At 57.4% G+C, this 23,121-nt stretch carries 18 protein-coding genes and 1 tRNA gene; 7 read left to right on the top strand and 12 right to left on the bottom strand.

Annotation, left to right across the window (positions count from 1 at the left end; genetic code table 11):
- Positions 1 to 44: 44 nt before the first annotated feature.
- The gene (locus tag ACN0XM_RS03560) at positions 45 to 593 is read right to left on the bottom strand and encodes an outer membrane beta-barrel protein (protein WP_417565550.1); all 549 of its coding nucleotides are present in this window, start codon (positions 591 to 593) and stop codon (positions 45 to 47) included.
- A gap of 355 nt (positions 594 to 948) precedes the next feature.
- On the opposite strand from ACN0XM_RS03560, the gene ACN0XM_RS03555 reads away from it, so the two are divergent.
- Positions 949 to 2,085, top strand: coding sequence for an MFS transporter (locus tag ACN0XM_RS03555; protein ID WP_417566058.1), 1,137 nt, complete (start codon positions 949 to 951; stop codon positions 2,083 to 2,085).
- Here ACN0XM_RS03555 and ACN0XM_RS03550 read toward each other — a convergent pair.
- The 3 genes from ACN0XM_RS03550 to ACN0XM_RS03540 all read right to left on the bottom strand — a co-directional run bounded on the left by ACN0XM_RS03550 (position 2,073) and on the right by ACN0XM_RS03540 (position 7,381).
- The gene (locus tag ACN0XM_RS03550) at positions 2,073 to 4,208 is read right to left on the bottom strand and encodes a VTT domain-containing protein (protein WP_417565549.1); all 2,136 of its coding nucleotides are present in this window, start codon (positions 4,206 to 4,208) and stop codon (positions 2,073 to 2,075) included. The genes ACN0XM_RS03555 and ACN0XM_RS03550 overlap by 13 nt on opposite strands.
- Positions 4,209 to 4,377: 169 nt before the next feature.
- The gene (locus ACN0XM_RS03545) at positions 4,378 to 7,101 is read right to left on the bottom strand and encodes a mechanosensitive ion channel domain-containing protein (protein WP_417565548.1); all 2,724 of its coding nucleotides are present in this window, start codon (positions 7,099 to 7,101) and stop codon (positions 4,378 to 4,380) included.
- 203 nt (positions 7,102 to 7,304) lie between these two features.
- Positions 7,305 to 7,381: transfer RNA gene (locus tag ACN0XM_RS03540), tRNA-Arg, on the bottom strand.
- 66 nt (positions 7,382 to 7,447) lie between these two features.
- Here ACN0XM_RS03540 and ACN0XM_RS03535 point away from each other — a divergent pair.
- Positions 7,448 to 8,176, top strand: coding sequence for a TIGR04283 family arsenosugar biosynthesis glycosyltransferase (locus ACN0XM_RS03535; protein ID WP_417565547.1), 729 nt, complete (start codon positions 7,448 to 7,450; stop codon positions 8,174 to 8,176).
- Positions 8,163 to 8,795, top strand: a complete 633-nt coding sequence (locus ACN0XM_RS03530; RefSeq protein ID WP_417565546.1) for a TIGR04282 family arsenosugar biosynthesis glycosyltransferase — start codon at positions 8,163 to 8,165, stop codon at positions 8,793 to 8,795. Before ACN0XM_RS03535 ends, ACN0XM_RS03530 begins: the two co-directional genes overlap by 14 nt.
- Before the next feature lie 5 nt (positions 8,796 to 8,800).
- On the opposite strand, the gene ACN0XM_RS03525 is transcribed toward ACN0XM_RS03530, so the two are convergent.
- Together ACN0XM_RS03525 and ACN0XM_RS03520 are read right to left on the bottom strand one after the other, a co-directional pair.
- Complete coding sequence (locus ACN0XM_RS03525) at positions 8,801 to 11,653, bottom strand: insulinase family protein (RefSeq protein ID WP_417565545.1); 2,853 nt, start codon at positions 11,651 to 11,653, stop codon at positions 8,801 to 8,803.
- Between the two features lie 34 nt (positions 11,654 to 11,687).
- Positions 11,688 to 11,987 (bottom strand): hypothetical protein, encoded by a 300-nt coding sequence (locus ACN0XM_RS03520; protein WP_417565544.1) that lies wholly within the window; start codon positions 11,985 to 11,987, stop codon positions 11,688 to 11,690.
- 382 nt (positions 11,988 to 12,369) lie between these two features.
- Between ACN0XM_RS03520 and ACN0XM_RS03515 the strand changes: the two genes are divergently transcribed.
- On the top strand, positions 12,370 to 14,355 hold the full coding sequence (locus tag ACN0XM_RS03515; protein ID WP_417565543.1) for an SDR family oxidoreductase: 1,986 nt from the start codon (positions 12,370 to 12,372) through the stop codon (positions 14,353 to 14,355).
- A gap of 54 nt (positions 14,356 to 14,409) precedes the next feature.
- Here the strand turns inward: ACN0XM_RS03515 and rnt are convergent, their stop codons facing one another.
- Entirely contained in the window at positions 14,410 to 15,066 is a 657-nt protein-coding gene (gene rnt / locus ACN0XM_RS03510; protein WP_099618924.1) for a ribonuclease T, read from the bottom strand.
- Positions 15,067 to 15,110: 44 nt separating this feature from the next.
- Positions 15,111 to 16,142, bottom strand: coding sequence for a dihydroorotase (gene pyrC / locus ACN0XM_RS03505; RefSeq protein ID WP_417565542.1), 1,032 nt, complete (start codon positions 16,140 to 16,142; stop codon positions 15,111 to 15,113).
- Between pyrC and ACN0XM_RS03500 the strand changes: the two genes are divergently transcribed.
- Together ACN0XM_RS03500 and ACN0XM_RS03495 are read left to right on the top strand one after the other, a co-directional pair.
- On the top strand, positions 16,141 to 16,314 hold the full coding sequence (locus tag ACN0XM_RS03500) for a hypothetical protein (protein WP_417565541.1): 174 nt from the start codon (positions 16,141 to 16,143) through the stop codon (positions 16,312 to 16,314). The two genes, pyrC and ACN0XM_RS03500, sit on opposite strands and share 2 nt — an antisense overlap.
- A 17-nt stretch (positions 16,315 to 16,331) precedes the next feature.
- Entirely contained in the window at positions 16,332 to 17,249 is a 918-nt protein-coding gene (locus ACN0XM_RS03495; RefSeq protein WP_417565540.1) for a flagellar protein MotY, read from the top strand.
- A 6-nt stretch (positions 17,250 to 17,255) separates the two neighbouring features.
- On the opposite strand, the gene ACN0XM_RS03490 is transcribed toward ACN0XM_RS03495, so the two are convergent.
- Complete coding sequence (locus ACN0XM_RS03490) at positions 17,256 to 18,182, bottom strand: histone deacetylase family protein (protein ID WP_417565539.1); 927 nt, start codon at positions 18,180 to 18,182, stop codon at positions 17,256 to 17,258.
- 208 nt (positions 18,183 to 18,390) lie between these two features.
- Between ACN0XM_RS03490 and ACN0XM_RS03485 the strand changes: the two genes are divergently transcribed.
- Positions 18,391 to 21,135 carry a GNAT family N-acetyltransferase gene (locus ACN0XM_RS03485; RefSeq protein ID WP_417565538.1) on the top strand — a complete coding sequence of 915 codons (2,745 nt, stop codon included), beginning with the start codon at positions 18,391 to 18,393 and terminating at the stop codon, positions 21,133 to 21,135.
- A 17-nt stretch (positions 21,136 to 21,152) separates the two neighbouring features.
- Here the strand turns inward: ACN0XM_RS03485 and rdgC are convergent, their stop codons facing one another.
- Genes rdgC through yaaA form a run of 3 tightly spaced genes read right to left on the bottom strand, consistent with a single transcriptional unit; the run spans position 21,153 to position 23,118 of the window.
- Positions 21,153 to 22,079: a recombination-associated protein RdgC gene (gene rdgC, locus ACN0XM_RS03480; protein WP_417565537.1), complete on the bottom strand. Its 927-nt coding sequence runs from the start codon at positions 22,077 to 22,079 to the stop codon at positions 21,153 to 21,155.
- Positions 22,080 to 22,098: 19 nt separating this feature from the next.
- The gene (locus tag ACN0XM_RS03475) at positions 22,099 to 22,299 is read right to left on the bottom strand and encodes a DUF2788 domain-containing protein (protein ID WP_099618918.1); all 201 of its coding nucleotides are present in this window, start codon (positions 22,297 to 22,299) and stop codon (positions 22,099 to 22,101) included.
- A 48-nt stretch (positions 22,300 to 22,347) separates the two neighbouring features.
- Positions 22,348 to 23,118 carry a peroxide stress protein YaaA gene (gene yaaA, locus ACN0XM_RS03470; RefSeq protein ID WP_417565536.1) on the bottom strand — a complete coding sequence of 257 codons (771 nt, stop codon included), beginning with the start codon at positions 23,116 to 23,118 and terminating at the stop codon, positions 22,348 to 22,350.
- Positions 23,119 to 23,121: the final 3 nt, after the last annotated feature.

The raw sequence follows: 23,121 nt of genomic DNA, 5'->3' as shown, positions 1-23,121 counted from the left end.
ATGGCCCCGACTCCGATATCTTCAAGCCAGCACTGTGACATGGTTCAGAAGTTGTAACCCAAGCCTACTGTATAAGCCCAGGCTCCATTGTCCTGAAACGCATCGTCGGCATCATCAGTGTCGTCGAAAAAGAACTGGTACTCGGCGCGGGCGAGGAAGTATGTCTTTGTCAGCAAGTAGTACTTTATGCCCGTCTCCAGGCCTGCAAAGGCACTATCCTTGACACCATCCCCATAAATGGCACCGAGACTGCCGCCGATGAAGGGACGTGCCCGCTGGTCGAGGAACTGATAGTTGAGGTAACCACGGGTGGCGCCGTTCCAGAAATCATCCTCAATATCTGTCCCTTCGATGCTGGCGTAATTGACACTTTGCCGGACACCGGCAACCGTAGTATCCCGCAGATACCAGCCAAGTTCGCCGGTCACTCCGAAGGTGCCGCTATTGAAATCCCTGTCATTGCTGCCGGTTCCGGAGATGGAAAATTCCCGGTCGCCTTCATCGGGGCCGAATTGCGAGGATTGTGCGAATGCTGCCATCGGCAATGCACCAAGAACGCAGAGAGTGATTGCCGCTGTGTTGATCTTAATCATGGTAGTGGCTCCTTGCTTGCACTATTAAGATTCATTTCCCTGATGCGCCATAAACTACCCCGGCGCCGAAAGTGGCGCGCGGCTACTGCGGCACTCAACCGACGCGAACACACGCTATTAGGATCGATGCCTGACTCTTGCCCGTCTGTGCGCAACCGAACACATGCGTTGCCAGGGGTATTCCCGGGCGCTAATCTTCGTGACTGCAAGGTGATGCAGCGGATGGCCGCGGACCGAATGGGCCTGGTGATATTCCTATGCAGTTCTCTAGTGAAAGAGCAGCAGCGTGAAGACGCATGACGTTATCCCCCAAAGCCGATTGCCCGCCGGAATTTGGGTGCTCGGCTTCGTAAGCATGTTGATGGATGTCTCGTCCGAGATGATTCACAGCCTGTTGCCGGTTTACCTGATATCCGTCCTTGGCGTCAGTGCCGTAACCATTGGCTTTATCGAGGGAGCAGCCGAGGCGACGGCCCAGATTACCAAAATCTTTTCGGGCGCCTTGAGCGACTACCTTGGCAAAAGGAAAGGGCTGGCGATTTTAGGTTACGGCCTGAGCGCCGTCACCAAGCCCATATTTGCTCTGGCGCCCGGCGTCGGGTGGATATTGACAGCGAGGCTGACCGACCGCGTTGGCAAAGGAATACGAGGAGCACCGCGCGATGCGCTGGTTGCGGATCTGGTGCCCAGCTCAATGCGTGGTGCGGCTTATGGGCTGCGCCAGTCACTCGATACCCTCGGTGCCTTGGCGGGCCCGCTCATCGCAGTTGGTTTGATGCTGCTCTGGGCCAACGATTATCAGGCGGTATTCTGGGTGGCGGCGATCCCCGCGGTCTTGGCGGTCAGTCTGTTGATGTTTGGCGTGCGCGAACCCGGGCGACCGGTCACCGAGCTCCGCCGGAATCCTATCTCCCGGGATGCGTTGAGACAGCTCGACCGCCCCTACTGGTGGGTCGTGATACTTGGCGCTGTATTCACCCTCGCGCGTTTCAGCGAGGCGTTTCTTCTGCTTCGTGCCCAAAGCAACGGGCTTGCCATTGCCTGGCTGCCAATCGTACTCGTCACCATGAATCTTGCGTACGCCGTGTCGGCTTACCCTTTCGGGAAACTGGCCGACAGGTTCAACCACCAACATTTGTTAATGATCGGGCTGTGTCTGCTGATTATCGCTGATCTTATCCTGGCACTCGGGGATCACTGGCTGTGGACTCTTTGCGGCTCTGTGGTTTGGGGATTCCACATGGGGATGACCCAGGGATTACTGGCGACCATGGTTGCGAACGCGGCACCGAAATTCCTGCGAGGAACCGCTTTTGGCTTCTTCAATCTGGTATCGGGAATTGCCTTGCTGGTCGCGAGCGTATTGGCCGGACTGCTTTGGCAATACGGAGGGCCAGCCCTAACGTTTTATGGCGGGGCCGGCTTCTGCATAGTGACATTGGCAGGGCTGGCAATGCGACCGCGTAAAGGTCGGTCACATTACTGCGACTGACAGTCTCGATTCAGCTCGATCAGAGAAACCCGGTCACCGCCAAGAGGCATTTGGTCCGTTGAGGTTGGGGTTTCGTCGTCAGGAAAGGCGACGTCCTTAACCTTGCTGGCCAGGCCAAGTTTCTGCAGCTGGCTCTCCAGCTCGCCAAGAGCCTGGTTAAACGTTGGCAGGGGATGCGGGACCAATCGCCAATCCGCTCGCTCTTCCTGCCCTACCGTCGCGACAAACAAGACCTTGTTCGCCGCTGTCCGGACATTACTGGGCCAGACCCTTAGAAACTCTCGATCAAAAACCCGCCCTTCATTGCCTGGCTTAACCAGGCCAAGAGCTTGGGGGTTGCCATCCCAAAACCATGGGGCAAGAGGGGCAGTTGGATCGGCGCTTCCACGCAAGGCATTGTAATAGGCCCTCGGAACGCTGGACCATCGGATGGGGTCGGCTTCCAGCCACCCCGCACGTGTGAGGCAGGTCTGAACCCGGTTCAAGTCCTGCGCCAGGAAGACAAGATTGACCGGCGCTCGTGGTATTCCGGTAATGGAACTGGCAGTGGCCCCGCCTTGTTGAAGGATCGTCTGTGGAGACGCCGGTGTTGAGGAGGCGGTCACTTGTGATCGCGACAGCTTGGTCAGGTCAGGTGCCTGAAATACATTCAAAACCAGAACAGTCAGCAGCGCACCTGACACGGCGCTGATTGCCCCTGTCAGGCGTATTCCTGATGACAAGTTTAACCGCCACCCGAAACGATGGGCATGGGCTGGCAAGTATGTCGCTGAGATCCCAAGTGCCAGGCTCAGTGAGCCAACCAGATACCCGGCCAGCACATCACTGAGATAGTGTACTCCCAGGTAAAGCCGACTAAAGCCGGTGAGGAACGCTATCAGCGCTCCCAGGAGAAGCAAGTTAATGCGCGTGCTCCAGCGCTGAGCAAACTGCATGCCCAGGAAGCAGCAAAACCCATAAAACGCCACGCTAATGCTGGCATGGCCGCTCGGAAACGAGTACCCGTAAGGGTCCAGCACGCCGCCTTCAGGCCGCAGGCGGTGGAATGCCAGTTTTCCAAGGTAGGTCAGCAGTTCACAGCTCACGACAGAGATGGTCAATGGCAGGATCAGTTGAGCCTGACGGCGATACCAGAGCACAAAAATTGCCGCCGCAGTACCGCAGGCGATTACGGGCCAAAAGCCAAAGGAGGTGATGACATAGAAAATGTGATTGAACACAGGCGTTCGCAAAGTCGCCAGCAGATTGTTGATGCGAATGTCCAGCGCAACTACAGCGTCGCCCATCACAACATCTTCAGCAAGACCGCCGAAGAGCGCGAGAATGTAGAGCCCGATCACTCCGGTTAGTGTCAGTGGCAGGCCGCGCCAGTGGGTCCGATCCAGGCGGCGCCGCAAAAACCCGGCTGTTCCGGGAAAGCGCCGCGCCAGATGAACGACCTTGTCACTCTCTCGTAAGGCGATACCGAGGGACACCAAGATGGAACGCAAGAACAGAAAACCGCTTGGTCCAAATCGCATCAGCGACCAGCGAATGGCGTAGAAAATCAGAATCACGGCCACCAGAACGAGCAGCAGAATACCAACGCGGGAAAGCCATGCCTGGGCCAGCGATAATGACTGCGAAAAAAGATAGCCGGGGACGATCCACTGCAAGCCCCATCCAATAGCCCCCAGCAGATTCCAGATCATGAAGGAGCGTCGCTTCATGCTGACCATTCCGGCTATAAACGGCATCAGTTCCTTCGCCGATGGTACAAATCGGCTCAGAAAAACACTCTTACCCCCATGCCGGCTGAAGAATGTCTCCATCTTCGCCACGTGACCGGATTTGAGAAACCAACGATCCTCACGCAGCCATTGACGACCGTACCGTCGGCCCAGAAAGTAATTCACATTATCGCCGAGCGTGGCCCCGGCAATGGCAAAAAACAGCAGGTCGCCGATATCAAAATAGCCTTGCCCAGCCAGCATTCCCATCATAAGCAGAAGGGCCGACCCCGGGAAAAACAAGCCAAGTAGAAACACGGTCTCGCCCAGCGCTGCAAAAAATGCGAACCAGTAACCCCACACGCCTGCGCTTTGCACCAGTGACATCGCGGATTGCGTTAGGGAATCCATCATTGGACGTTTCCTGAATCAAGAGGAGTATTGCGCCTTCGTTCCTGACTGGGCCCCGCATCATGCCGGTACCGACTGGGCATGAGTTCCGTGCCTGGCGGAGAAATAGTAGGCAGGCAAACGCTCATTCGGGTATGGCCATCTGCCAGATTTTGACGCGCTACCTTAAGGTTTACGCATCCGCAATAGTTCGCACATGAATGTCCCTCTGAGGGAAGGGGATCTCGATACCTGCCTCACGCAAAGCGCGAGTAATGGCGGTGTTGATCTCATGGGACAGGGGCATAATGTCCAAGGGGTCTTTCACAAACACCCGAAGCTCGAAATCGATCCCGCTATCTCCCAGGCCGACGCAGAACACCGCCGGTGCGGGATCATCCACGACCCGTTCGTTATTCTGAGCGACCTCCATTAGCAGTTCCTGCACCTGGTCCATGTCGGAGCCGTAGGCCACGCCGACTTTCAGTATGACTCGTGTAATCGAGTCAGACAGTGTCCAGTTGGTCAGATCCTGGGTCACGAAAGTCTTGTTGGGAATGATCTGCTCCTTGCGGTCCCAGTCAATCAGGGTGGTTGCACGAATTCGGATTCGCGAGACTGTTCCGGTAATGCCTCCGATAGTGACTGTATCTCCCACGCGAATGGGGCGTTCGAACAGCAGAATGATACCAGACACAAAGTTGGCAACTATTTCCTGAAGGCCGAAGCCCAAGCCAACCCCCAGTGCCGCTACCAGCCACTGCAGTTTGGACCACTGCACCCCGATCACCCCTAGAAAAACCACTACGCCGATTAACACCAGGGTATAGGTGGTGAGGGTAGTAATGGCATAGCCGGTGCCGGGCTCAAGCTTCATCCGGCTGAGCACCATGACTTCCAGTGTGCCGGGCAGGTTTCTGACGGCGAGCACTGTACCGACGCCGACGAACAGCGCCAACAGCAAGTCACCAAGGGTAATGGGCAGCGGGTCGCCGCCGTCAAGGTCGGTGGCGATGGTCCAGAGCGTGATGCTATCGAACAGCTGCAGGGCGGGAATCAGGCTGGCCCAGAGCAGCCAGAGGCCGGTAATGAGAAGCACGGAAATGAGGATTCGCAGGAGCGCAGTACTCTGCTGATTGATATCCTTGAGATTCATTTCCGGCATGTCCAGCATTTGCGGTACCCCTTCGCCCGAGGATTCTGCCGCTTCCCGGGTTTCGGCGAGCCTGCGTTCCGCCTCGCGGCGTTCACGCAGGCGAGCCAGGGTCAGGCGACGTTCCCTGACCGAAAGCACCCGGAGTCCGATGTAGAACAGCATGGCGTTGAAGGCTATCCAGCAGATGCTGATGAACAGGTTTCGCTCCAGTTCCAGGGCGGTGTAGTGGTATCCAAGTAGCGAAGCCGCCACCAGCACCAGGGGTGTGGCAACTGCCAGTACATGCAGGGCCAACAGGTGCTTGCTCTGTGGCCTGTCGGCCCGAACGGCGCTCATGATGCGATGCGCGAACGCCGCAAGTGCGATAGATGCGGCGGCGAACAGCAAACGCCCGAGACTGTCGACAAATTCGGATCCGTCAGGTGTTGCAGTGGTCGGCATGATAACGATGATCGGGATGATGATCGCCAGGAGAAACGGAAGCTCCCTGCGAAGGGCGCGCAGTGAGTCGATATGCCAGTTGAAATGCGTGTCCCCCAATCCACCCTGGCGGGCCACAGCGTGGATAAATGTCAGCAGGAGGGTGACAAGTGCCGCAGCGGCCAATCCCCCGGAGAGGGCGAGGAAGAAGTCGGTGCCGTCCCTCAGTAAAAGGGCCAGGATAGCGAGCACCAGAACGCCGGGCAGGGCCAGCAAAAAACTGTTCGCGAGCGCATACAACGTGAAATTAATGCGATCATGGCCGACATTTCCAACATACTTGCTGTTGGCCCTGAGGTTACGTTTGACGGTTCGTCGCTTTATTAGCAGCAGTGTCAGAGCGGCGATCAGAAAGGCTATGTAAACGCCATGCCTCTGAACAGATTTGCCCATGGCGTCTTCGAGCGGATCAAGTCGCCACTGACGGGCAAACCAGGCGGCTGCGCCAATCAGTTCCTTTAGAGTTTCAACTCCGACAACCGGCGCACTGGGCAGCCAGAAAAGCCGCTGCTGCAGCAAAGAACGGTACGCCTCTACGCGCTCCTGCAGATTTGATACCGTCTTGTAATACTCATTCAGAGCCTGGATGTGTTCTGTGACGGCCTTGTGCAGTTGGCGAATCAGGCTGGCCCTCTGGCTCCGCAGCTGGTCGCGGGCATCATTACCGGGATCGATGACCGCTTCGAACTCTTCCAGTCGAAGCTGCTCTTCGCGGGCTGTCGATAGCTGGTTTTCAATGTCACGAATCAGGTCCTCGGCGATGCCCTGTCGCCGAAGCCGATCAAGCCGCTGCTGAAGAAGGTTTGCGTAGTTGCCCGTGAGGTTGAGGCCGGCTTTTTCCAAGCGAAGCTCGAAACTGTTGTATTCGTCTTGAAGTCGGTTGAGAAGTGATTCCGCGTAGGATAGGCGGTTTCGTGTGGATTCAACCGCAATCAGGCGTTGGTCCAGAGAGACTCTCAGGGCCTGGATCTGTTGGCGGATATCCGCCGTCTCGGTGTCTGGAAGCTGGATTTGAGGTGGCCCTTCGGTATTCGCTTCCAGTTCCGGCTGGACAGCAGGCCTGGCTTCTTCGGGTTCTGCTTTTTTCTCTTCAGGGGTCGTCTCGACGCCTTCAGCGTTTGCCTCTTCAGTGCTTCCTTTGCTATTGGGTTGCGCGTTTGCAGCCATGGCTCCAAAGCACAGGGCGACCAGCCATATCAGACAGAGTGACCGGACGCCGCAGCGGGTGCAAAGCCTTTGGCGGTTCATGGCGTTGCGCTCCTCGCATCGGGTGGTGATCATGACTTTTTCATTTTAGATTTCATACTAGCACCGCAAAACTTTAACGAGCTATGAAAAAGGGTTACTGCGAATGGCGCAGGCCACCGTTTTGACACTGACTCGCCTCAAGTAAAGGCCAGCGGATATAGATATCGGAAGGGTTGTCTATAAATTATTTAAAAACAAGAAATTGATGTACTTTGTCGACAGTGGTGAAGTCAGGGTGGTGCCCCCGGCAGGACTCGAACCTGCTACCTTCCCCTTAGGAGGGGGACGCTCTATCCAGATGAGCTACGGGGGCATTATTGCGAGAAGGGCGGTATGATAACGGCCTCAGCCCTGCGGCTCAAGGTGCAGCCCTGTTTCGGTGAATTTTGCGGAGTGCGTTTTGCCCGAACCTTTCTCGTTGAGCGTGATTATTCCAGTTTGGATGGAGGCTGTGAGCATCACCGACACGCTCCGGGCCATGCAGCCGATTCGCGCCCGGGGTCATGAAGTGATTGTGGTGGATGCTGGCAGCACGGATGGCACTGCCAAACTGGCGCGGCCGCTGTGTGACCGGGTGTTGGTCTCCGAGAGGGGCCGGGCGGTGCAGATGAACGCCGGTGCGGCTGTGGCCAGAGGTGATCTATTTCTTTTCCTGCATGCAGACACTCGCCTTCCGGACAATGCCCTGGAGCATCTGGCTGAATTTAGCCGCTCGCGCCGCGCCTGGGGGCGGTTCAATGTGCGCCTGAGAGGCCAGCGGCCGGTGTTCCGGGTGATTGCCTGGTTCATGAACCAGCGGTCTTGTCTGACCGGTATCTGCACCGGCGATCAGGCAATGTTTGTGCGCCGGGAGGCGTTCGAGGCGTTGGCCGGCTTTCACCCGATGCCGTTGATGGAAGATGTGGAGTTTTCACGCCGCCTTTGCCTGGTGTCCCGTCCCTTCTGTATAAAAGAACCTGTCGTTACCGATAGCCGCCGGTGGGAAAAGCAGGGCGTCTGGCGGACGATTTTCCTGATGTGGCAGCTGCGCTGGCGTTATTGGCGTGGTGAATCGCCGGAGTCTCTGGCCAAAATCTACCGATCGGATGTCCGCAATGTCTCAAAGTAACGCCCCCTCGGCGGTATTTCTCCAGTTTGCCAAGTGGCCGGAAGCCGGCCGGGTCAAAACCCGATTGATTCCGGAATTGGGCCCGGTTGGTGCGCTTGAGGCCCATATCAGACTCACGCTGGCGGTGCTGGACAACTTGTGTGCTACCGGTTATCCGGTGGAATTCTGGTGGGACCGGCTGGTGGACGATCACCCTGTGGAAGCTGCCTCTATTCTTGAAGAAGTGGATGGAGCGGGGCTGGTTCAAGGGGTGCAGCAGGGTGATACTCTCGGGGAGAAGATGTTCGCCGCACTCAGCCAATCGCTTTGCGACTATGACCGTGCCCTGGTGGTCGGCAGCGACTGCCCGTCGGTTGATCCGGATTACGCCCGTCAGGCGGTGGCCTGTCTGGCGGATTATGATGTTGTGCTCGGGCCGTCCGACGACGGAGGTTACGTCCTCATCGGCGCTTCACGGGTGGTGGCGGGAATGCTGGACAACATTGCCTGGGGTACACCGGATGTTCTGGCCCAGACCTGCGAACGGCTGGATACCGCGGGGCTCAGCTATTGCTTGCTGGAGCCCCGCTGGGATGTGGACGAGCCAGAAGACTGGGCCCGCTTTCTGCGTACCTGCTGAGGCCCTCAGCTGGCGGGCACAGGTGGCAGTTCGGTCAACTGGCCAAGGGCTTGAGCTGCTGGCAGGCCGTTGCCACCGGTAACCACTCGGAGCGACTGTTCCCGCTCAAGGACGGCCTCCCGGAAGGTGTCCAGAAGCGCCTGCAGACTGACATTGTTCAGGGCCTTTGCCAGCCTCTCCCGGGAGTCAAAGTTTTCCGCACCACGATCAATCTCGCGCCAGTAGCGGCTGGAGATCTCGCCCAGTTGCCGGTCCTGTTCCAGCAGTTTGCTGATCACGGCCTGCTTTTCCTGGTTCAGCCTCTCATCGGTCAGCCCGGCCAGCGTGCTCTCGAACTCGGCGGAGAAGTCCGTTACTGCCTGGTCGATCTCGGCTTGTGAGGCGGAGGGTGACTGCACCACAAAGCCCAGCGCCGGAGTCTCTAGCATTTCAAAGGGCGTGGCGTAAACAATGTAGCCAATCTGGCGGGTGGTGCGAATTTCCTCGTAGAAGGGGCTGCTGATGATCTGCGCCAGCAACTGGAACCGGGCGCGCTCCTCAAAGCTGGTGTTGTCCCCCTGCATGTAGAGAGTGTAGCCGGTGTCCGGGTGGTTGACGGTCAGGGAAACGTCGGTTTCCCGCTCCGGCAGTTGGCGTACCTGGCTGCGTTTCACTTGCGTGTTTTCCGTGTTTCTCAGGACGATTGCGTCGATCTGCCGGGCCAGATTCAGAGCTGAAGCTTCGGTGAGGTTACCGTGGGCCATCATCACCGGATCTACCTGGGAGAACGCTGCCTCGGAGAACGAGAGCAGCTCCTCGAAGGTCACTTCCCTAGCCGCCCTGAGTTTGTCGTCCGTGCTCCAGGCTCCTTCGATCAGGGAAGTCTGGACAAACTCAGAGGTCTGCTCAACCGGGCGATCTTTAGCCTTGTTCTGCAGGCTGTCGATCAGATTCTGTCGGGCAATGTCGAAACGCTGTCTGGTCAGCTCCGGAGAAGCCATCTGAAGCAGAATTCGATTCATCAGGGTATGCAGCTTGTCATTGTAACCGCCCACACGCACCGTGATGCCGCGCAGGTGCGGATACACGCTGTAATCCAGTCCGGCCAGGCTGGCGGAGTAGGCCCAGGCGTTGAGGTTTGCGTTGATGGAGTCCACCAGCAGCTGAGTCAGCACATTGCTGCGCGCAGACGCCTGTGCAGCCGGTGTTCGTAGGCTGATGAACACGTTGGCTTTGGGGGTGTCAAATCGCGTGTCCCGGGCAAACCAGATTTCCATGCCGTGGACTGATCCCAATAATAAGGGCTTTTCCATGGTCGGCCCCGACACCATTTCCAGGTCTTCCGGGACAAACGGGTTGGTAGACGGCAATCGCAGTTGGGCGGCCAGCTCCGGCAGCTGTGGGGTTGTCAGCGCCTTTGGATCCAGTGCCTCGCGGGTCCAGGCCGCCTCATACCAATCGGTGCGGTTCGGGTTTTCCAGCCCAGGGTCTGGCGACAGAACGAATATGAGGACATTATTCGGCGTCAGCCGGTTCAGAATGTCCCGATACTGTTCCGGCGCGTACCGCTCTACCAGCCAGGGCGCCCGCAGCAGGTCTTCCGGCGGATAGTCCATGAGCTCGCTAGACAGGCGCATGGCCTCATGCAGTGGGCTGCCCTGTTCGCGGAACCGGAAATCAATGCGTGCCAGGTTCTGCATTTCCAGGAAGCGTTGCTCACTGATCCCTTTCTGCCGAATTTTTTCTATGTAATCAAACACCAGTGGCAGGATTTCCTCATGCCGGCTCATCCCTTCCGGTGTCAGCGAGATGCTGATCTCCAGCGTGGCGTTTTCACCGGTGTCCATGCCAAGGCCAGCTGACAGGCTTTCAGCAAGGCCCGCCCGTTTGAGCACATCGAAAAGGCTGCCAGGCCCTTCGTGGCCCAACAAGTTGGCCACGTAACTGGCGGGCTTGGTGCGATAGTTGTCCTCTTGCGAGGGAATAGGGAAGCTGAGCGACAGGCTCCGCACATCCTTCAATGCTTCCACTGTTACCTTGGCCGGGAGTGCATCCGGTGGGTAGATGCTGGCCATGTGGCGTTTGGGTTCGAGGTGGCGGTTTTCGATGGTGTCAAAACGCCCTCGCACCATGGCTTCCAGATCGTCCAGGGTTTGCGGCCCGTAAACCGCCAGGGACATCAGATTGGCGGAATAGTGCTGTTTCCAGAAGTCGATGAGATCCGGGAGCAACGGGTTTTCATCGGTGTTTTCGAGCGTACTCAGGTTGCCAACGGCAAACTGGCTGAAGGCATGGTCCGGATTACTGACCGCTTTTTTAACGGAATAGAACCTGCGGCCGTCCTCTTTTTGTTTGGCGCTGAACTCCGAATGGACGGCATTGCGCTCCCGGTCCACCAGTTCGGCCGTGAACAGCGGTGCCGCGAATTGCTGGGCGAACCGGTCCAGTGCCGGTTTCAGAAATTCAGCCTGAATATCAAAGAAATAATTGGTGTCCTGAAACGCGGTGAAGGCGTTGTGCTGGCCGCCATGGCTCTTGATGAACTGCTGGTATTCACCGGGCGCCGGGTATTTTTCGGTGCCCAGGAACAACATGTGTTCGAGGAAGTGGGAGATCCCCTCGCGATCTTCCGGGTCATCGCCGCTGCCGACGGCCACATTCATTGACGCCGCTGCCTTGTCTGCCTCCTTGTCCGAAACCAGGATGACCTTCAATCCGTTATCCAGTTCGAGGAACCGGTACTGGTTGTCGTCATTGGGGCTTTTTTCCGGAATCTGGACAGCAAGAGTTAAGGTGCTGAACAGCAGGAGCGTAAGCAGGGCAAACAGACGAATCATCTGGCTTTCCATGGGGCGTTTCCTGGCGGTGCGGGTGCTCATAGGCTCTCTGTTATCCGGTAAGTGTGTTCGGGGTTCAGTGCATCAGGGCTTTGCGAGTACTTTCGGGCTGCTGATCGAGGGTTTTACGAGCAAGGTCCGCAGCTTTCTCACTATCCAGCTGACCGGAAGCGATCCGTTCGAGAACCGTTGCCATAATGGCGACAGACTGTCGGTAATCGGAAAACTCGGCCTGAAAGGCACTATCTATGGCTTCGTAAACCGCCTGAATTTTCTGCTCGCGGGACCCGGCGTTATCAGCCGTATCGTTAATGGCCTTCAGGCAGGCCCGGGCTATAGAAATGTAGCGTTCCGCGTTGGGGTTGTCTTTTTGCATGATCGGGATTCCGGAGGTCGGTTGTCCTGTGAAATAAAGAGATGCCAAGAGGCACAATAAGTTCCCGATTATGTCATTGCTGGCAGGGTGTTTCATTGCTTTGTGGTAATCCTGCAATTGGGCAGGCAGGCGGCCGTTCCTGTGCTAGTCTCAAAAACATTGTGTCGGTGAACTGGACACGCCTGTGGCTGGCCCGGCGCGAAAAGTTAGAGTAATAGCTCTATCAAAAACAAAGGCTTACAGAGTAAAAGCTCTAAAAAAGTTCGATACATGAAGGTTGCAATTAAGTACAATGCCGGCGTTTCCGGATTAACCTAAGACTTTAGTCGTATGGTCCGGCATGGATAGACAACAACTGAGCAACAAGCAGGGTGGAAGATTGATGAATTATTTCCTGACCGGTGGCACCGGATTTATTGGCCGATTTCTCGTAGAGAAGCTGCTGGCACGCGGCGGCACGGTATATGTGCTGGTACGTGAGCAGTCCCAGGACAAACTCGAACAACTGCGCGAGCGCTGGGGCGCAGACGAAACTCAGGTAAAGGCCGTTATCGGCGACCTGACCAGTGAAAATCTGGGTATCGATGCCACAACGCTCAAGGCCCTGAAGGGAAAGGTTGATCATTTCTTCCACCTGGCGGCGGTCTACGACATGGGCGCCGATGAAGAGGCCCAGCAGGCAACCAACATTGAGGGCACCCGGGCTGCGGTTAATGCGGCCGAGGCCATGGGCGCTAAGCATTTCCATCATGTGTCTTCCATTGCTGCGGCAGGTCTGTTCAAGGGCATATTCCGTGAAGATATGTTTGAGGAGGCGGAGAAGCTGGACCATCCGTACCTGCGCACCAAGCACGAGTCCGAAAAAGTTGTGCGCGAAGAGTGCAAGGTGCCGTTCCGAATCTATCGCCCGGGCATGGTCATTGGCCATTCTGCCACCGGCGAAATGGACAAGGTGGATGGCCCCTACTACTTCTTCAAGATGATCCAGAAAATTCGCCACGCGCTGCCACAGTGGGTGCCCACTATTGGCATTGAAGGCGGCCGGCTGAATATTGTACCGGTGGATTTCGTGGTCAATGCCATGGACCACATCGCCCACCTTGAGGGGGAGGACGGCAAGTGCTTCCATCTGGTGGACTCAGACCCGTACAAGGTGGGAGAAATTCTCAATATCTTCAGTGAGGCCGGTCACGCACCCAAAATGGGCATGCGTATCGATTCCCGTATGTTCGGCTTTATCCCGCCGTTCATTCGGCAGAGCCTGAAAAACCTTCCTCCGGTGAAGCGACTGACCGCTGCGGTTCTGGACGATATGGGGATTCCGCCTTCAGTGATGTCCTTCATCAATTACCCGACGCGTTTTGATGCCCGCGAAACTGAGCGGGCTCTGGAGGGTACAGGCATCGACGTGCCGCGCTTGCCGGATTACGCAGCGGTTATCTGGGATTACTGGGAGCGCAATCTGGATCCCGACCTGTTCAAGGACCGCACACTGCGTGGCACAGTTGAAGACCGCGTTTGCGTGGTCACCGGTGCAACCTCCGGTATTGGTTTGGCAACGGCGCAGAAACTGGCTGACGCAGGTGCCATCCTCGTTATCGGCGCCCGTAAACTGGAGCGCCTGAAGGAAGTAACGGCGGAACTGGAGTCCCGTGGTGCCAGCGTGCATGCCTATCCGTGTGATTTCTCGGATATGGAAGCCTGCGACGAGTTCGTCAAAACCGTTCTGGATAATCACGGCCATGTTGATGTGCTGATCAACAACGCCGGCCGCTCCATTCGTCGTTCACTGGATCTGTCCTTCGACCGTTTCCACGACTTTGAGCGGACCATGCAGCTGAACTATTTTGGCTCTGTGCGCCTGATCATGGGCTTTGCACCGAAGATGCTGGAGCGTCGCCGTGGCCATGTGGTGAACATTTCCTCCATCGGTGTGCTGACCAATGCGCCCAGGTTCTCCGCCTATGTCGCCTCAAAATCGGCACTGGATGCGTTCAGCCGCTGTGCCGCTTCCGAGTGGTCCGACCGCAACGTAACCTTCACCACCATTAACATGCCGCTGGTGAAAACGCCGATGATAGCGCCAACAAAGATCTACGATTCGGTGCCAACGCTTTCTCCGGATGAAGCTGCGGAGATGGTGGCCGATGCTATCGTTTACCGGCCGAAGCGCATTGCGACCCGTTTGGGTATCTTTGCCCAGGTGCTGCACGCTCTGGCGCCGAAGATGGGCGAGATTGTCATGAACACGGGGTACCGGATGTTCCCGGATTCACCGTCTGCGGCGGGCAGCAGATCCGGCGAGCGCCCCAAGGTGTCGTCCGAGCAGGTCGCCTTCGCTGCCATCATGCGAGGCATATACTGGTAACAAGGTATGCCCTGAAACGAATAAACCCGCCTCGGCGGGTTTTTTTTGTGGCTGTTACTCCGTCTCTTCCGGGATCAGGGGAGGCGGAAAACCGCCCAGCTCCTTCCAGCGATTCACAATGCCGCAGAACAGGTCTGCCGTTTTCTCTGCATCGTAGGCGGCTGAGTGGGCTTCTTTGTTGTTGAACGGAATACCGGCCAGCTTACATGCCTGGGCCAGTACAGTGTGGCCGTAGGCGAGGCCCGCCAGGGTAGCGGTGTCGAAGGTCGAAAAGGGGTGGAACGGATTGCGCCGGATGTCGGAGCGCAGTGCGGCTGCAAATATGAAGTTGTGGTCAAAGGTGGCATTGTGACCAACCAGCACCGCCCGTTTGCAATCGTGGTTTTTAACGGCCTTACGGATCGGGTTGAAAATTTCGCTCAGCCCTTCCCGCTCGGGCACCGCCTCCCGTTCCGGGTTCCAGGGGTCAATGCCGGTAAAGTCGAGGGCGGACTGCTCCAGGTTGGCGCCCTCAAAGGGGTCTATCTGCTGGACGTGGGTTTCGGTGCGGCGCACCCAGCCGTCGTCATCCATGGTCAGGATAACGGCTGCCACTTCCAATAACGCGTCTCGCTCGGGGTTGAAGCCGGCCGTTTCCACATCGACAACAACGGGCAGAAAGCCGCGGAAGCGGCGGGACATAGGGTGCGGTGGTTTGTTTTCGTCAGTCACTCAAGCTCCGGTCTTGGCCGTGTGTGAGAAGGAATCAGCCATGTTTACGCCAGCCGCCAGTGAACAGTTTCACCGGCTTTCAGCGGGACAATAGTGCCATCAGCCAGGGGCAGTTCTATGGGCATGGTCCAGGGCTCGCGAACCAGGGTGATGGTGTCGGTATTGCGTGGTAAACCGTAAAAATCGGCGCCGTTGAAGCTGGCAAAAGCCTCAAGTTTGTCGAGAATGCCCAATTCTTCGAAGATGTCCGCGTACAGGCCAATGGCGCCGTAGGCGGAGTAACATCCGGCACAGCCGCAGGCCGCTTCTTTGCGATCTTTGGCGTGAGGGGCCGAATCGGTACCCAGGAAGAAGCGTTTGTCACCGCTGGCAACGGCGTCCCGCAGGGCCTGCTGATGGCGGTTGCGTTTGAGGATTGGCAGGCAGTAAAGGTGCGGACGAATTCCACCCACCAGCATGTGGTTGCGGTTGTACATCAGGTGCTGGGGGGTCAGAGTAGCGCCAAGGTTATCGCTGCTGTGCTGCCGGACAAACTCCGCCGAATCCGCTGTGGTGATGTGCTCAAGTACCACCCGCAGGTTCGGGAACGCGTCCAGGGTTGGGGCCAGAACCCGCTCCAGGAAAACCTTCTCCCGATCGAAGATGTCGATCTCGGCATCGGTCACCTCGCCATGCACCAGTAGTAGCATGCCGCAGTCTGCCATAGCCTCCAGAACCGGGTAGATGTTGCGGATGTCCTTCACGCCTGAGGCGGAATTTGTGGTGGCGCCGGCCGGATAGAGCTTCGCGGCCACAACGCCGGCCGCTTTGGCCTCCCGAATGGATTCAGGTGTCGTGCTTTCAGTCAGGTAGAGGGTCATCAATGGTTTAAAGCCGGTGCCGCTGGCAGCCTCGAGAACCTGGTCCCGGTAGGCGGTGGCATCGGCTGCGGTTACTACCGGTGGAACCAGATTGGGCATGATGATGGCCCGCCCGAAGCAGGCTGCAGTGGCAGGCACGACATCCCTGAGGACATCACCGTCCCGAACGTGTAGGTGCCAGTCGTCGGGTCGGATTAGAGTAAGCTGGTCAGTCATGGCAATTGTCCGCAATACCTTTGGCGAGGCCGGGGCCGAAAACGGGTCTGAAAAAAAGACCCTGAAAAAAGTTGCCGAATTATACCAGAAGGTGTCGGCGATTGTTTTCGCCTGGGGGCTAAAGAAACACGGGAAAAGGCCGTTAAATACGCAGAGCGTTTTAATTCCCTGATACCGATGGCAACCGATATGGGATTCCGCCCCCGCAATAATCTGATAACTGTGCTGGCCGCCTGTGTTTTCGGCGCGTGTTTGCCTGTTGATGGGCAGGCGGCAAGCTATGGTGCTGGTATTGAAAATAGCCAGTGGTACCTGGCCGAGTCGGTTTTCGAATGTCGCCTGGTGCACGAAGTGCCCGGTTATGGGCGAGCGGTGTTCTATCATCGCGCCGGGGAAAGCCTGTCGTTTTTTCTGGAGTCTGAATCACCGCTGATGCGCCCGGGCCAGGGTAGCCTGGTTGTAGAAGCGCCATCCTGGCGCCCGGGTGTGGCGCCGCGGCCCTTGGGAACGGTGAACGTCTCGGATGGTCGCCGCCAGGTCTCTCTGGATACCCGCCAGGCCTTTGTGCTGGCCCGGGGCCTGCTTGATGGCATGCGCCCTACCGTTACCCGGGAATCCTGGTTTGACGGCCGACCGGTGCGGGTACACGTGTCCAACATCAATTTCACCGGCGAGTATCAGCGCTATCAGCGGTGTACTTCCAACCTCCTGCCGGTGAACTTTGACCAGATCGGTCGCTCACGCATTCCGTTTGCCAGCGGCAGTACCCAGTTGTCGGATGCAGATCGGAAGTTGCTGGACACTATTGTGGCTTATGTGACAGCGGATTCGACAGTGGAACGGATCTTCGTGGATGGCCACAGTGACAGTATTGGCAGCCGGATCAACAACCGGGCCCTCTCGGAAGATCGGGCCAATGTGGTGGCGGATTATCTCAAGGCCAGGGGGATAGATGAAGACATGATTACTGTCCGGGCCCACGGCGACCAGTATCCGGTCTCTAGCCGCCCTGCGGACAACCGCCGCACCAATATCCGCCTGCAGAGGGCCGGCGACCAGCCGGAGTTGCAACAGGCCAACGGTTACGGCGGGGACCCGCTGGGGTAGGCGGGATCAGTAAACCGAATCCAGCACCTCCAGATGGGCGCTCACGCTCTCTGCCAGGGCCCGCAGGTGGTAGCCGCCTTCCAGTGTTGAAATGATACGGTCGTTACTGTGCTCGTGGGCGACACCTACAATCATCTCGGTCAGCCAGCGATAGTCTTCGGTATCAAGATTCAGCTCTGCCAACGGATCCAGCCGATGGGCATCAAAGCCCGCCGAAATGAGGACCAGCTGGGGTTTGAAGTCGTTTAGGCGCTTCAGCCAGCCTGCTTCCACCCGCTTCCGGTACTCCTCGGAGGAACAATTCGCTTCAATTGGAATATTTACAATGTTGTCCGCCTGCCGGTGCACGTGGGAGTGCGGGTAGAACGGATGCTGGAAGCTGGAGCACATCAGGATCCGCTCATCACCACTGACAATATCCACCGTGCCGTTACCCTGGTGCACGTCAAAATCGATAATTGCGACCCGTTCAAGGTTATGGAAGGTGAGGGCGCGCATGGCGGCCAGGGCGACGTTATTGTAGAAACAGAAGCCCATGGATTTGGCGCGCTCGGCATGATGGCCAGGGGGGCGCGCGCAAACAAACGCATTGGTCACCTGGCTGCTCATCACCATATCCACGGCCTGGACGTTGGCTCCTGCCGCCAGGCGGGCCGCGCGAAGGGTATCGGGCATCATGGCGGTATCCGGGTCGGTAAACACCCGGCCCCGGGTAGGTTGCATCAGATCGAGCTGGTGCAGGTAATTTTCCGGGTGCACCATCAGTAACTGATCACGGGTAATTTCTTCCGGCCGAACCCAGTCGAGCTTTTGATCCAGGCCGGTATCCGCCAGATAGCTGATGATGGCTGCAAGTCGCTCCGGGCTCTCCGGGTGTTCCGGGCCCATGTTGTGTTTCATGAAGTCATCGTGGAAAAAGAATGCCGTGGTCATACGTCTCAGGCTGCCTTCACTATGCTTATATTTTCTTTAAGCTTATCAGGGAAAACCACAGGGTGCCGGGTTTCTTTGGTCTTATAGGGGCGATAGTCATTCCACATCGGCAGATCAGCGCCTAAGATAAGAGATACACTCATAAGTAACCTGTTTTATTACGTTTATTACCCGACTGACCCTTGGCCAGTCAGTAAGGAGAGTCAGCTTGAGCACCCGGTATCTGGAAAGCCTGTTCAACCCCGCATCCATCGTGGTGATCGGTGCGTCGGAGCGGGGGGATAACCTTGGCGGTATGGTACTGAGGAACCTTATGGGGGGCGGTTATCCCGGACGCTTGCTGGTGGTTAACCAGAACGATTACGAGAATGTTCACGGGGTACCCTGCGTTAAGAAAGTATCCAAAATGGAGTTTTCCCCGGATCTGGCGATTGTCTGTACCCCGCCAGACACTGTCGCCAAGACCATAAAGCGGCTCGGGGAGGCGGGTGTTCGAACCGCCATCGTGATGACCGGTGGCATGTCCCGTACCCACAGTAAAACCGGGCAGCCCCTGATGTATTCAGTCAGGGAAGCCGCTCGCGAAACCGGCATACGGGTCCTTGGCCCCAACACCATTGGCCTGATGGTGCCGGCCCGTAGTCTGAACGCCACCTATGCCCACATGGGTGCGATCCCGGGAAAGGTAGCCTTCGTTGGTCAGTCTGGCACCATTGCCAGTTCGGTGATCGACTGGGCCTTCGCCCGGGGCGTCGGGTTTTCCTATTTCCTGACCCTCGGTGATGGCATGGACATTGATCACGATGATTTGATCGACTACCTCGCCCAGGACACCCAGACCCGAGCCATTCTTTTGCATATCGAGAATATTCCCAATGCCCGGCGCTTCATGTCGGCGGTCCGGGTTGCCTCCCGTACCAAGCCGGTGATTGCCGTGAAATCCGGCCGCGTGCCCGAATCCGAGTGGTTTCCCCACCAGTTACCGGATGGCCTGAAACGCAGCGACCCCATCTACGACGCTATGCTTCAGCGCGCCGGTGTGCTCAGGGTTGACGGCCTGGGGCAGATGTTTGATGCCCTGGAAACCTTGACCCGCATGCGTCCGTTGCGGCGGGAAACCCTGGCGATCATGGCCAATGGGGTAGGGCCCGGGGTCCTGGCGGTGGACCGGTTGGCGGATCTGGGCGGCGAGCTGGCCGAGTTGTCGGCATCCAGCATCGACGCGCTGGCTGAGCAGCTGCCGCCATACTGGACGCGCAAGAACCCCATTGACCTTAACTACAATGCGTCTCCGGAGCTTTACAGTAAGGCCATCAAGATTCTGGCCAAGGACCCGGAAGTTGCCAACGTATTGGTGATGTATGCGCCTAGCCTGACTGAGGACAGTCTGCAGATTGCCGATGCGGTGGTGCAGGCTTCCAAGGGCACGCGACTTAATGTCTTCACCTGCTGGCTGGGCCAGAGCACGGTGATGGACGCCCGGGAGGAGTTTTACCGGGCCGGGGTGCCGTCATTTTTTAACCCGGAGAAGGCGGTAATGGCCTTCATGCAGCATGTCCGACATCAGCGGGTCCAACGGCTGCTGACGGAAACCCCGGAATCCTTTACCGATCATTTTGCCGACCGGACTCACACCCGGAGGGTGGTGATGAATGCCCTGCGCTCAGGGCGCCATCACCTGACGAACCGTGAAGCCCGGGATCTGGTGCGGGATTACGGCATCAATACTATCGAAACAATTTACTGCGATGACATGGAGGAAGTACTGGAGGCTTTTGCGGTTGAGCGCCGCCCCATCGACATCACCATTGTTCATGAGCAGGCTTGCCATCCGTTTCTGGACCTGAGCCCGACCCAGCGGCGCTACAAGGGCACTGTCCAGAAGCTTAACAGCGAGGCGGCTATCATGGATTCCTGCCGCTTCCTGATGGAGGAGTATCAGACCCATTTCCCGGACAGCGGGTTTCTCGGTTTTGCGGTACAGCGTTCCTACCAGCATGTGGGTGGTATCGAGTTCAGCGTGGGCATCACCCGGGACGCTCTGTTCGGCCCCCTGGTGGTCTGTGGTGCTGCCGGTGCCCAGATCAACGTAATGACCGACCGGCAGATCGCGCTGCCACCCCTGAACATGGTGCTGGCGAGGGAGCTCCTGCGCCGCACCTATATGTACAAGCTGCTCAGGGAGCACAGCCTCAAGCCGGAGGAGGATATCCGGGCCGTTTCTGAAACCCTGGTGACACTATCCCAGATTGTGATCGACATACCGGAGATCCAGGGCCTCGAGATTGCTCCGCTGCTGTTCAACGAGCAGGGCGCCGTGGCGGTAAATATCGCCATCAATCTGGCCGACAAGCCCGGCCGGCCCATTATCCAGCCATACCCCAGGGAGCTCGAGGAGTGGATTGTGCTGCCAAAATCTGGCCGGCGGGTGATTCTCCGGCCGGTACTGGCCGAAGATGAGCCCGCCCACCGGGCTTTCCACGAACTGCAGTCACCTGAATCCATTCGCTACCGGTTCTTCCAGTACCGCAAGCACTTTTCCCGGGAGGACGTGGCTCAGATGGTGCAGATCGATTACGACCGGGAAATGGTGTTTATCGCCAACGCGCCCAGGGAAGATGGAGAGGGCGAGGAAACCCTGGGTACAGTGCGGACCTGGACCGACGCAGACAACCTGCAATGCGAGTTTGCGGTGATGGTGCACGACAAAATGAAGGGTGAAGGCCTTGGTGTTGCCTTGATGCAGAAAATGATCGACTACTGCCGGGCCCGGGGCACTATGGAAATGGTCGGGAACGTGTTGCCGGACAACCGCCCGATGCTGCAACTGGCGGAGCACCTGGGTTTCGAAGTCAAGTTCAACACGGAAGAGGAAGTGATGGATCTTCGGCTGGTTCTGAATGAACCGGAAAAGGACTGGCAGAGGGAGCGGTTGGGAAAGAGCGCCCACTGAGGGGCGCTCTGTTCAGTTTACTCCTCGACGATCGCCGAGCGGTCTTCGCCGCCCAGAGCCTCCAGGAGGCCAGGAATTAGCCTGGACAGCTCCAGGGTCATCAAGGTGAAGGCCGCGTCGAACTTGGCCGCTGCGTCGTCCACATCGACGTCATCGAGCTGGTCCTGCAGGGTTTCGCCAAATTTCAGACGGCGAATGCCCAGTTCTTCATCCAGTACAAACGAGACGTTGTCATCCCAGGTGAGGGACAGTTTGGTGACCTGCATACCGGCATCCAGGTGATTGCGGATCTCATCCGCTTTCAGGTCCAGGCCTTTGCAGCGCACGACACCACCGTCCTCGGACGGATCCTTCAGTTCGCATTCATTACCCAGAACCACCGTGCCGGGCAAATCAATGGATTCATTCAGCCAGCCGGTAAGTGTGAAGGCAGGTGCCTGCTCCACGACCGGCGGGCGCACCGGTAGCGAACCAAGGCTCTTGCGCAGGGTTGAGGCCAGATCTTCGGCCTGTTTTGCGGAGCCGGCGTCAACCACCAGCACACCGTCCTGCGGTGCGATATAGGCAAAACAACGGCGATTCTTGGAGAAGGCCTGCGGCAGCATCTCCAGCATCACCTGTTCTTTGATCTCGTCCTTTTCCTTGCGGCGAACCTTGCGGCCCTGCTCGAATTCGATGGCTTCGGCTTTTTCCTCTACGGCTTCCTTGACCACCGGCCCCGGAAGAATCTTCTCTTCTTTGCGCAGGGCAATCAGATGGTAGCCGTTGGCACTGTGGACCAGCTGGTCACCATGTTTGCCCAGTGGCGGCACCCAGCCCTGGCGGCTGGTTTCCTGTGGGCCGCAGGGCTTGAAAGTGTCGGCCTGGAGCTTTTCCTGCAGCTCTTCGGCAGAGATGTCAAACGGTTTGGTAAAACGGAATACACGGGCATTGCGAAACCACATCAGGCCTGGTCCTTGTCTTTCATATTTGCATGATCTCTACGAGTACGGTTTTAACGATAAAGCCGACAACGCCGGCGCCCAGTACGGTAAACAGGGCAATGGTGCCGAACTTTCCTGCCTGTGACTTCTTGGCCAGATCCCAGACGATAACACCCATCCAGACAATAAGGCCGGTCAGAAACACCAGCATGGCGATCTGGGAAAAAACTGCTTCGTTCATTGCTTTACTCCGATATCAACGTGGATCAGGGAGTCTCAGATCATCTCCCTAGTGTTCATCCCGCAGGAAAACCCAGTTGTTCTTATCGGATTGGTCTTCGCTGAAGTAATAGCCTTCGAGATTAAATCCTTTCAGGTCGTCGGCTTGTGTGATGCGGTTCTGAATGGCGTATCGGCACATCAGACCGCGGGCTTTCTTGGCGTAGAAGCTGATCATCTTGTATTGACCATTCTTCAAGTCCTTGAACTGGGGAGTAACCAGTCGGCCTTCAAGTTCTTTCTTCTTTACACTTTTGAAATACTCGTTGGAGGCAAGGTTAACGAGCACCCCATCGTCTTCTGCCAGCAGGCGGTTGATCTCAACGGTGATCTTGTGGCCCCAGAACGCATAAAGATCCTTGCCGCGGCTGTTCTCGAAACGGGTACCCATCTCCAGCCGATAGGGCTGCATCAGGTCCAATGGTTTCAGCACGCCATAAAGGCCGGACAGCATGCGCAGGTGATCCTGGGCAAACTCGAAATCCGGCTCGCTGAAGCTTTCGGCGTCCAGACCGGTGTAGACATCGCCTTTAAACGCCAGAACCGCCTGGCGGGCGTTCTTTGGGGTAAACGGCGTGTGCCAGTTCCGGAAACGGTCCGCGTTCAGTTGGCCCAGCTTGTCGCTGATGCCCATCAGGTTGCTGATCTGGTGCGGTTCCAGTTCTTTGAGCTGGTCCACCAGCTCACAGGCATCATCAAGAAAATCCGGCTGGGTGACCTTGTCTGTCGCCAGCGGGCTTTCGTAATCCAGTGTCTTGGCAGGGGAAATAACCATCAACATGTC

This window comes from Marinobacter sp. (genome assembly GCF_048269445.1).
GTDB lineage: Bacteria > Pseudomonadota > Gammaproteobacteria > Pseudomonadales > Oleiphilaceae > Marinobacter.
The sequence above is the reverse complement of the archived record's forward strand: the minus strand, read 5'-3'. Positions and strand labels throughout refer to the sequence as shown.